Below are 10,308 nucleotides of genomic sequence, written 5' to 3' on the forward strand. Positions count from 1 at the left end.
ATGGCGATGTGGAACCACGCCGACCCATCCCGAACTCGGACGTGAAACGCATCAGCGGCGAATCTACTGGATCAAGTGATAGTGGTTGAGAGCTAGTTTTTGTTCATAGCTCCTCTCTCTTTATAAGAGAGGAGCTCAGGTTTTGCATAAGGTTTCACCTGTCAGTTCAACAGGCTAGATCCCATCCCAAACATTCCTGCATCACCTGGCCCAATAGGTACAGGGATCCGCAGATTACAGCTGGTGGCTCAGTGAGGTTTTTCGGCTTGAGCAACTGAGCCCGAAGAGCGGAGAGATTGGGCAGTGCCCGTGCCGAGGCGAGATGAGGCTGCAGAGTCTGGGCTATCTGAGCAAGTTGCTCGGGATCCGTCCCAGAGTGGCCGGCAATTGGCAGGGCAAAAAAGCAATCTCCCGGCCGCAGCAGGGTGCTGAGAATGCCCTGGACATCTTTGGTGGTGAGGATGCCCACATACCAGGTGAGGGGGCCGGGTTGATGCTCATCCAGATAGCGACGGAGAGCCTGGGCAGCGGGCAAGTTGTGGGCTCCGTCCATCAGCAACTGACGGGATCCAATCTGCACCCGCTGTAAGCGCCCCGGCCAACGGGTGATGGCAAATCCTTTTTCGACAGCGGCATCCGGGATCCGCCAGCCCTGTTGCTGTAGGGTTTCCACAACGGCAAGAGCTACTGCCGCATTGGTGAGTTGTACATCGCCGCTGAGGGGCAAGGTGAGGAGCTGCCCTCGCCATTGGGCGGTTTGAGGCTCTGACCATCGCAGAGGTTCGACCATCTTCAGGGGGCTTCGCAATTGCTCTGCCTTGGCTCGGATAACTGCTGTGACCTCTGGGGTTTGGGGTGCGCACACTGCCGGGATCCCTGGCTTGAGAATACCCGCCTTTTCAGAGGCAATTTGGGGAAGGCTGTTGCCCAAGCGCTGCCAATGATCCCAGCCGATGGAGGTGATAGCCGTTACCACTGGCTCGATCCCAGCATTGGTAGCATCCAGCCGCCCCCCCAGGCCCACTTCTATCACTGCCACATCCACCTTTTGCCGGCGGAAGTACAGCCAAGCGGCAGCGGTGATAACCTCAAACTGGGTGGGAGAAGCCTCGTCAGGGGCATAGGTTTGTAGGCAGTCTCGCACCTGGGCCAGCGCTTGGCTCCAGTCGTTGGCGGAAATGTATTCCCCGTTCAGCCAAATCCGTTCCCGCCAGTCCACCAAATGGGGAGAGGTGTAGCGGCCCACACGATAGCCTGCCGCCCACAACACGTGGCTGACCCAGGCACAGACAGATCCTTTGCCGTTGGTGCCGGCTACGTGGATGGCCGGGATCCCAGCTTGGGGCTGTCCTAGACGCTGCAGCAAGACTTGCATGCGTTCCAGACTGAGATCCACACCAAAATGGCCCAGGGACTCCAGAAAGGCCGGCCAATCCCAGTCTGGGATGCGAGGCAGGGTTAGGGACAAATTACTCTGGCTCAAGCAAAGACTCCGTCTTGCCAGGGTAGGTGAGATTTGGGATTTTTTCTAGGGATCAACAATTCTAGAGGTTCACTACAAAAGCGTCACGGATGCCCGGCTGCTTGAGCACCTCTTCCAGGATCCCATCCGGCAGGGGATCGTCCAAGCTGAGCACCATGACTGCATCGCCGCGGATGATCTTGCGCCCCACCTGCATGCTGGCGATGTTGACATTGTAGGCTCCCAGCAGGGTGCCAATCCGTCCGATGATTCCCGGCATATCCCGGTGCAGGGTCATCAGCATGTTGGCGGAAGGGGGCACATTCACCGGGAACTCGTCGATCTGGGTAATCCGCACCTCTCGCTCCCCAATCAACGCCCCCGAAACCGAGCGGATCCCATTGGGGCCGTGGGCAATCAACGTCAGGGATCCGGAATAATCTTTCAAAGAGGGATCTCGAGTTTCCACCACCCGAATGCCCCGTTCTTTGGCCTCAATGGAGGCATTGACGTAGTTGACCCGCTCCCGCAGCGCCAGCGTCAAAAGCCCTTTGAGAGCGGCAATGACGATCGGCTGCCCATCTTTTTCCGCCAGATCTCCCTGCAGGCGGATCTCCAACTGGTTGACGCGATCCCCCGCCAATTGGCCAACCAAGTTGCCTAGGGTTTCGGCCAAGTCCAGGTAGGGTCTGAGGTTTTGCAGCACCTCTGCCTGTAGGCCGGGGATGTTCACGGCAGAGCGGGCCGGCAGCCCCAGCAACACATCGCGGATCTGCTCGGCCACATCAATGGCCACATTCACTTGGGCTTCTTCGGTGGAGGCCCCCAAGTGGGGAGTGAGCAGGACTTCTTTGCCCAGGGAAAACAGCGGGGAGTCCTTCAGGGGCTCGTTGGCAAATACATCCAAAGCCGCTCCGGCAATTTGACCGGATTTCAGGGCTTCGTACAGGGCTTGTTCATCCACCAAACCGCCGCGGGCGCAGTTGATCAGGCGAGCGGTCGGCTTCATCATGCGAAAGGTTTCGGCGTTGAACAGGTTGGTGGTTTCAGGGGTCTTGGGAATGTGCAAGGTGATGTAGTCGGATTCCTGGACCAAAGTTGTGAAGTCCACCAGGCGCACCCCCAGTTGCTCTGCCCGCTCCACGGATAGATAGGGGTCATAAGCCAGCAGCTTCATCCCCATCGCCTTGGCAATCTGGGCCACATGGGATCCAATCCGACCCAATCCGACAATCCCCAGCGTTTTTTTGTAGACTTCTACGCCGACAAACTCTTGCCGATTCCACAGGCCCGACTTCAGAGAGGCATTGGCATCGGGTATGTGGCGGGAGAGGGCCATCATCAAGGCAATGGCGTGCTCGGCAGCGGCAATGGTGTTGCCCTCTGGGGAGTTGACCACCAGGATCCCGGCTTTGGTTGCGGCAGGCACATCGATGTTGTCAACGCCAACGCCCGCCCGCCCGATGATCTTCAAGTTCGTCCCCGCCTCGATCACCTCTCGGGTAACCCGTGTACCGGAGCGCACCATGATGGCATCGTAGTTGGGGATGACCGCGATCAACTGCTCTGGGGTGAGCTGGGTTTGCACATCCACCTGAGCGACTTGGGAGAGAATGTCGATCCCCGCCTGATCGATGGGATCTGTGACGATGACTCTGGGCATAAGCAGCGTTAGTCCAGTGGGATGGAGGGCAACAGAAGTAGGGGAACAGATTACCCAAAAAATTGGGTCTAAAGCTCCGTCCTACCGCTACGCAGTTCGCCTTGGCCTCAGGAAGCTGCAGGAGGGCTTTAATGCTATGGTCATCCTTAGCGGCAGGGTAGTCAACCGCTCTGTTCAAGCAAGCGGGCTATAGGCCTTAAGCCCAGCAGTGCGAAGGCCAACGAAGACACGCTGTGAATATTCTGGTCGTCAATGCCGGTTCCAGCAGCCTCAAATCCTCCCTATTTCTGACGGTTGAGGGAAGGGTGGAGGCCACGCCCATCTGGCAAGCCCAGGTGGATTTCACCTACAAGCCGGGGGAGGCCCTCATCCAGACTCGTCGGCGAGGCGGTGGGTGGGAACCTTTTCCCTCCGTTTCACCTGAGGGAGGGATCGGCCAACTGGCCCCGCTGTTTCAAAGCCTCTGGCAAGGGGAGGGATCCCTGCTCCCGCAGGCGGCTGAGATCGGCGGCGTCGGCCATCGGGTGGTGCATGGGGGATCCCTGTACCGGCAGCCCACCTTAATTACGCCAGAGGTGGAGAGGGCGATTGAGCAATTGATCCCCTTGGCCCCGGCCCACAACCCTGCTGCGCTGGCTGGCATCCGTCTGCTAAGGCAACTGTTGCCGGGGATCCCTCAGGTGGCCGTTTTCGACACCGCCTTCCACCAGCAAATGCCTCTGGCCGCAGCCCTTTACCCCCTTCCCTACGCTTGGGCTGAACAAGGGATCCGCCGCTACGGGTTTCATGGCATCAACCACGAGCATTGCGCCCGTCGCGCTGCCGAGATCTTGAACCGACCCCTGGAAGAGTTGCGGCTGATCACTTGTCACCTGGGCAACGGCTGCTCGTTGGCGGCCATTCGCGGGGGCAGAAGTGTGGACACCACCATGGGCTACACCCCCCTGGAGGGCTTGATGATGGGATCCCGGTCGGGGTCAGTGGATCCGGGCATTTTGATCCATCAGTTGCGCCAGGGCATGAGTGTGGATGAACTGGATCGGATCTTGAACCGAGAATCGGGGTTGAAGGGCGTTTCCGGCCTGAGCAGCGATATGCGGGTTGTGTTGGAGGCAATGGAGGCAGGCCATGCCCGGGCGGAGCTGGCTTTTGAGCTGTTTGTCCACCGTCTGCGCAGCCAGATTGGGGCGATGCTCATGAGCTTAGATCGGCTGGATGCGCTGGTGTTTTCTGGGGGGATTGGGGAAAACTCAGCGCCGGTGCGGGCGGCAGCCTGTGCAGATCTGGGTTTTTTAGGGATCCAGATCGACCCGGTTTTGAATGCCGGATCCCCCCGCAACTGCGATATCAGCACTTCGGATGCTCCGGTGCGGGTTCTGGTGATCTCAGCCCAAGAGGACTGGGCCATTGCCACAGCTTGCCAAAACCTTTTGCAAGGGGAATAAGCGAAGGATCCCAGGCCGCTGCTTGCCAGGTTCTCTCCTTTCTGCCCACTGGCTTGGTGGAGACAAACTCTAGACAATAAGCTCAAAAAAAGAAGACCTTTTGGAGTGGAGGAAAACCATGCAGCGAAGGCATGAACGGATCCCATTGCTGGTGCTGCTGAGCAGTGTTCTGGTGGGGTGTGGGGGCACGACCGGCAGCAGCGATCTTCTGCCCCTGCCGCCTCCCATACCTGCTCCATCCCTCACCATTACCGATCTCTCTCCGCGCACCGTCTTGGTGGGGCAAACTCCAACCTTTGTGGTGTCTTTCCGGGTAGAGGCCCCTGCCGGGATCCGGGGTTCCAACGCCTTTTTGGCTTCCGTCACCACCCCACTGGGCAATTTCGTAACCCTGGGAGCTTTTGATGCTGCTCAGTTGCCCGGCTGCTTCGTTGGGGCGACCACCTGCACCGTTACAGGGCTGACCCTGACCCAGAACCGCTTTACCCTCACTCAAACGGGATCCCATCAGCTCACCATCAGTGTGTTCGATCGGCAGGAGCGGCTGGGCAGCGGCAGTTTCACATTTACCGGAGTGCTTTGAAAACGGTTTGGATAAAGACACAGAGGATACTAGTCTTGCAGGATCCCCAGAAACTCAAAACTCACTCTAGGCCCTATCTCTCAGGTGGATTTCTGAGGCTTCCGGCCAAGGGATCAGGCCACCTCGGTCAAACTTGAACGGCCTCGCCGTTCCTGAGGAGATCGAGTTTTGTTGCTTCAAATCGGGTGGGGATAAAGTCGAGTATGTAGTCACTCTAAACATCATGGTCTAAACATCATGAATGAAACCTTTCCGTCTGGCTCCCCTCTCCCTCTGGAAGAGGAGCTGAGGGTGGTCGCGGAAGCGGCGCGGAGCGTTTGGGCACGGTCTCCAGCAGGAATGTAACTCGGAGATCCCAACTCAGGTGATCCGGATCAGCGCAAGCCTTTGGTCAGGGGAGTAGGTTATAGTTATCCAAAAAGATAACAATTTTGACGAAAAAGACATCTTCTGCTTTCCCCAAGCTGACCTTTGGATATGCTGAAGCCGATCTAGGGAATGGAGGCGCTGAACTGTGGAGAATGGGATCGTGTGTCAACTCACTTTAGAATGGACCGAGGCCGACCGGCGCCGATCGCAAACGGTTTCGCCTGTTCCCTCCAAGCTGGTTACCATTGGACGGGATCCCGGCTGTGATGTGGTGCTCAATGACCCAACTCGCTCGGTCTCAGGAGTTCACGCCGGGCTTTATTTTGATCCCAAAACCTTAAACTTTCACATTCGCAACTTAACTCGGGATCGTTTGCCTCCTAAGCAGCCCAACCCCGTCTGGGTGAATGGCCGAAAAATAATTCAGGAAGAGCTTGCGCTTGAGGCCAATAGCCAAATTCAATTGGGGCGCGTTGTGCTGAGCGTGAAGTCCATAGAAGTTGCCAGGAAGAATCAGGGGGTTCCCCTCAGCCGCGGCACTTTGGACGCCCTCAAGGTTAAGTGCAGCCGCCTGGAAAACCCTCACTACCTGCCCCCAGAATATCAGGGTCAGAATTGTCCCTACTGTGGACATTTGGTTTTGAGCGCTACCTTGGTGATCCCTCCTCCAGAAGCTGGCAAAGCCCCACAACCTCCTCTCTAGAGGACCAACCCTTTCTATTCTTCTTAATTCTTCTTACAGATCCCAGTGGCTGATCCAAGTCCGTGGGGGATAGAAAAAAGGGATCCCGGGCAAACCAAAAGTGACCTGTGAGGTCGCGCTGTTCTGTGTTTTCTCAATGGCCTCTTCATGATCTTTGTACATGATCTTTGTAAAGGTGAGCAGAAGCTATGCAAATTCAACTGAGCTGGGAAGATCCCATCACCGAAGAACAGCAGGAGCTGATTTTTCCATTGCCTCTTGCCTTGGGCAGGGAGCTGGCCCAATTGCCACAGGAATGGCAAGGTCGAGAAGTGGCGCGGGCTGTGTTTGCCAGCCAGGAGATCTCCCGTTATCACGCCCTCGTCTATCTCGGTGAGGATGGCCAGGTCATCTATGAAGATCGCAGTGCCAACGGCAGCCGCATCAATGGGGAAAAAATCCGTCAGGCACGCCGGGTGCTCCAGGGGGGAGAAGTGGTGGAGCTTGGCCCCTACAGCATCACCGTGGGTTTGGTGTCCCCCAGGGATCCCAATGCCACCCTTCTGACCGCCACCCCTACTCTTTTGCTGGAGCCGCGCACCGAACTGATTCGCCCGGCCACCCAACCCGACACCGCATTTGAGGTTCCCCCGGCTTCCACGGTGGTTTTTGCCCCAGAGCAGCTTCCTGAAGTGCGGGCTGGCTCGGATTTTCCGCCGCCGGATTTGTTTCGAGCTGAGCAAATTGCCCTGAGCGCCCTCAAAGCCACCGGACTACCTGTGGAAGAGACCCTCTATTTGGCCTTGGGCGGCGGTATCGGCAGCTTTGTCTGGGTGGATACCCTGCGCATCTACGGGGTCAGACCGGAACACATCCGCGTCATCAGCATTGCCCGCAAACCCTACGAACGGTATGAACGGCTTTTGACCAACTGCCAGATCCCCCGCTGGAAGCGAATTCGCTCTGGCTCCGATTCTTGTCCAGACAACATTTGGGGCTGGCCTGGCTATGCTCTGCGGGATGCTTGGCGTTCCTTTTTCTCCGGCCGATTGTTGGAAGCACTCGGCTTTTTGTGGCAGGTATTTAGTGAGCCCTTGTTGGCAGATACCTATACGCCGCGGGCGGGGGATGTATTTGCCTCAATGGATCGGGAGGCAGCCCGAATTGGTTGGGAGCAAATGTTGTGTTACGGCCATATTCGCGCCATTCGCAAAACGGAGGATGGGCGATATGTGGTGGCCTATTCGGCAACGCGGCCCGGCCATACGGATCACCGTTTTATGGTGGCCAAGTATCTCCATTTGGCAACTGGATATCCGGCCATCAAGTTGCTCAACGACCTGCAGGAGTTTCGCGAAAAAACAGGAGATTTGAGATCGGTGGTACACGGCTATGAGCCTCATGATCACGTTTATGAGCAGTTGGAGAAACAAGGTGGCACCGTCCTAATTCGGGGATTTGGGATCGTCGCCTCTCAGGTGATGGAACGCCTTTACGAAGCCCGCAAAGTCAACCCCCGCATCTCGGTGGTGCATCTGAGCCGTGCGCCCAAAAGCGGTAATCGCTTCGGACGAGCCAAACGGGCAGTGGATAACCATTGGGAGTTTCAGCCCTTCAACTGGCCCAAGGGCACTTGGGGAGGAGTTCTGCGTGCCAAATTGGAAGCGGCGACCCCCCTAGAACGGCGCGAACTGCTGGAAGCTTGGGGCGGCACCACGACAGCAAGTCGGCGGAAATGGCGGCGGATCGTGCGGCAAGGGTTGCGAGAGGGCTGGTACTCGATTGTGTTCGGCAAGGTGGAGTCGGTGGTTCCCGGCGACAAGGGTAAGCCGGTAACCTACATTCGAGGTACCCACAACAACACGCAATTAAAGGTGGAGGCCGATTTCGTTATCGACTGTACGGGTTTGGTTTCGGATCCCATGACCAATCCTCTCCTCAACGATCTAATTACCCACTACAACCTGCCCCTCAATCCTCACGGGCGCTTGCATGTCTCCAACGACTTTGAGCTGGTGGAGATGCGCAACCGGGATGGGCGAATGTACGCCGCTGGGATCATCACCTTGGGCGGGCCCTATGCGCCGGTGGATACGTTTTTGGGTTTACAGTACTGTGCCCATCGCTCGGTGGAACACCTGGCTCGACTGCGGGCACCGGGGGTCAAAGGCTTAGAAGGGATCCGATCCCTGTGGCAATGGTGCAAGTGGGCCCTAAACATCAGCCCCTAGCTTGCCGACATTGGGCAACGCTCCTGGATTTTGCCGGATGTTTATGGTTATCAACGCTATTGTTGGCGACACATCATGGCTATTCCCCATCCCGTTGAACCTGGTGAAAGGGGTGTTGCGTTGATCCCCAACTCTTCTATACCAAAGGGGGAAGGGTTGGGGGTGAGGGCCAGAAGGTTCCCTCAAACAGACTGGGAGCGACACGGATCCTGATGATCTCGATTGGCAAAACTGCGGGAGGAAAAAATGACTCCGACCTTGATTGGCCGCTGGCAAACTCGCATTTTCTTATTGGCCACCGTTGGTGTTTTGGCAAGTTTACCCTTTTATTTTGGGATCACCGGACATGGCGGCAGCCTCACCTATTTTTGGGTGCTGTTCTACGTAGGTCTGTTTGGCTGTGTTTGGGATGTCGTTTATAACTATCTGATGGGGTGGATGTGGGATCACGATTGGCCTGGGATCCTTCAGCTTTTGGCCGGCATTTGGGAAGGGCTTTTTTTGGGTACAGTCCTGAGGGTGGTGGGTCTGCCTCATATCCCAAGACAACGGTTTGATTTGGGAGATTTTATTCTCCACTACAGTGTGGTCTGGGTTTGCCTTTACCTCAGCGCTTGGGTGGTGATGCGCATTTTGTTTCCCCGCTGGCGCTTTCGCGGTGGAGAGTGGCTGGGGCCATGGCCTCGCTCTGGCAGCTAGAGAGGGGATCCACTGCCGCTAGAATCAGGCTGGGAGATCTCCCCGGATAAGTCTGTACAGGCTGAGGGGAGTTGAAAAGTTGTTGCTGACCCAGATTTTTGCCCCATGCAAGCCTGTACCCTGATTGCCCGCGCCAAGATCAACCTCTACCTGGAAATCCTCGGCTCCCGTCCTGATGGGTATTCAGAGGTGGCGATGGTGTTGCAGAGCATTCATTTGGCGGATCGACTGCAGTTGAAGAGCCGTCCTCACGGGATCCACCTCACCTGCGATCGCCCAGAAGTGCCCACAGATGCCCGCAACCTTGCCTATCGAGCGGCTGAGCTGCTGCAAAAAGAGTGTCACTCTTCCGCCGGGGTGGAGATTCACATCGAAAAGCACATTCCGGTGGCAGCAGGTTTGGCGGGGGGCTCGGCTGATGCGGCAGCGGTTTTGGTGGGGTTGAACCAACTGTGGGGGCTGGGCCTGACGGTGGGAGAGTTGCAGAGTTTGGCAGCCCGCTTGGGATCCGACATTCCCTTCTGTATCCAGGGGGGAACGCAACTGGCCACCGGGCGCGGGGAAGTTTTGGAGCCGCTGGCCGATTGGGAAGGGATCCCTGTGCTGCTGGCCAAGCCCAAGCACCTGGGGGTTTCGACTGCCTGGGCCTATCAAGCCTTTCGTTCTCGCCGGGAGATCTTGGGAGCGACTGCCCCATCTGAACCCGCGCTGCCCACCTTGCCGCAGGCGTTGGCGGCTCTCAGCCGTCAGGATCCGCCGGCGTTAGCCAGGAGTTTGCGCAATGACTTGGAACAGGTGGTTTTGCCGGAGTATGCAATTGTAGGGGAGCTGCGCCAAGCTCTTCTCTCGGCGGGGGCCCTGGGATCCCTGATGTCGGGGTCAGGGCCAACGGTCTTCGGGATCATGCCCAGCCTGGAGCTGGCCGCCCAAGCGCGCGACACCCTGCGTCGCCAGTTTCAAGATGTGGAGTTTTGGGTCACGCAGTTTGCCCCCACCGGGATTCTGCTGCAGCCGGATCCCTGTAGCCTCAGCCCCACCTAGGGTGTTGGCTGGATTGGCCGGATATGGGATCCCCACCTGACCTTCTCTATCCTCCCCTCCAGTTGACCAAAAAAACTGGGTTACAAGCCCCGCCCTTCTAGGGCGGCTTTTGTAAGATGCTATTAGACAGGAA

At 57.4% G+C, this 10,308-nt stretch carries 8 protein-coding genes; 6 read left to right on the forward strand and 2 right to left on the reverse strand.

The window, feature by feature from the left end:
* Window positions 1-166: 166 nt before the first annotated feature.
* On the reverse strand, window positions 167-1,483 hold the full coding sequence (locus NW840_RS12915) for a bifunctional folylpolyglutamate synthase/dihydrofolate synthase (protein WP_414344697.1): 1,317 nt from the start codon (window positions 1,481-1,483) through the stop codon (window positions 167-169).
* Between the two features lie 61 nt (window positions 1,484-1,544).
* Window positions 1,545-3,125, reverse strand: coding sequence for a phosphoglycerate dehydrogenase (gene serA, locus NW840_RS12920; protein ID WP_011433001.1), 1,581 nt, complete (start codon window positions 3,123-3,125; stop codon window positions 1,545-1,547).
* A 233-nt stretch (window positions 3,126-3,358) separates the two neighbouring features.
* On the opposite strand from serA, the gene NW840_RS12925 reads away from it, so the two are divergent.
* The 6 genes from NW840_RS12925 (at window position 3,359) to ispE (ending at window position 10,175) form a co-directional block, all read left to right on the forward strand.
* The gene (locus tag NW840_RS12925) at window positions 3,359-4,570 is read left to right on the forward strand and encodes an acetate kinase (RefSeq protein ID WP_414344698.1); all 1,212 of its coding nucleotides are present in this window, start codon (window positions 3,359-3,361) and stop codon (window positions 4,568-4,570) included.
* A 118-nt stretch (window positions 4,571-4,688) separates the two neighbouring features.
* On the forward strand, window positions 4,689-5,153 hold the full coding sequence (locus tag NW840_RS12930; RefSeq protein ID WP_414344699.1) for a hypothetical protein: 465 nt from the start codon (window positions 4,689-4,691) through the stop codon (window positions 5,151-5,153).
* A 529-nt stretch (window positions 5,154-5,682) separates the two neighbouring features.
* A complete protein-coding gene (locus NW840_RS12935; RefSeq protein WP_414344700.1) occupies window positions 5,683-6,225 on the forward strand; it encodes an FHA domain-containing protein in 543 nt (180 codons plus the stop codon).
* A gap of 188 nt (window positions 6,226-6,413) precedes the next feature.
* The gene (locus NW840_RS12940; protein ID WP_414344701.1) at window positions 6,414-8,435 is read left to right on the forward strand and encodes an FHA domain-containing protein; all 2,022 of its coding nucleotides are present in this window, start codon (window positions 6,414-6,416) and stop codon (window positions 8,433-8,435) included.
* 246 nt (window positions 8,436-8,681) lie between these two features.
* Window positions 8,682-9,134 carry a hypothetical protein gene (locus NW840_RS12945; RefSeq protein ID WP_414344702.1) on the forward strand — a complete coding sequence of 151 codons (453 nt, stop codon included), beginning with the start codon at window positions 8,682-8,684 and terminating at the stop codon, window positions 9,132-9,134.
* 105 nt (window positions 9,135-9,239) lie between these two features.
* Entirely contained in the window at window positions 9,240-10,175 is a 936-nt protein-coding gene (gene ispE / locus NW840_RS12950; protein ID WP_414344703.1) for a 4-(cytidine 5'-diphospho)-2-C-methyl-D-erythritol kinase, read from the forward strand.
* The last annotated feature ends 133 nt before the right edge of the window (window positions 10,176-10,308 follow it).

The sequence above is a fragment of the Synechococcus sp. R5-13 genome (genome assembly GCF_047462015.1).
Taxonomy (GTDB): Bacteria; Cyanobacteriota; Cyanobacteriia; order Thermostichales; family Thermostichaceae; genus Thermostichus.

Excerpts from the sequence above, each read along its gene's own strand:
- serA (WP_011433001.1), bottom strand. The coding sequence starts at position 3,125 with ATGCCCAGAGTCATCGTCACAGATCCCATCGATCAGGCGGGGATCGAC.
- NW840_RS12930 (WP_414344699.1), top strand. The coding sequence starts at position 4,689 with ATGCAGCGAAGGCATGAACGGATCCCATTGCTGGTGCTGCTGAGCAGT.
- NW840_RS12940 (WP_414344701.1), top strand. The coding sequence starts at position 6,414 with ATGCAAATTCAACTGAGCTGGGAAGATCCCATCACCGAAGAACAGCAG.
- NW840_RS12945 (WP_414344702.1), top strand. The coding sequence starts at position 8,682 with ATGACTCCGACCTTGATTGGCCGCTGGCAAACTCGCATTTTCTTATTG.
- ispE (WP_414344703.1), top strand. The coding sequence starts at position 9,240 with ATGCAAGCCTGTACCCTGATTGCCCGCGCCAAGATCAACCTCTACCTG.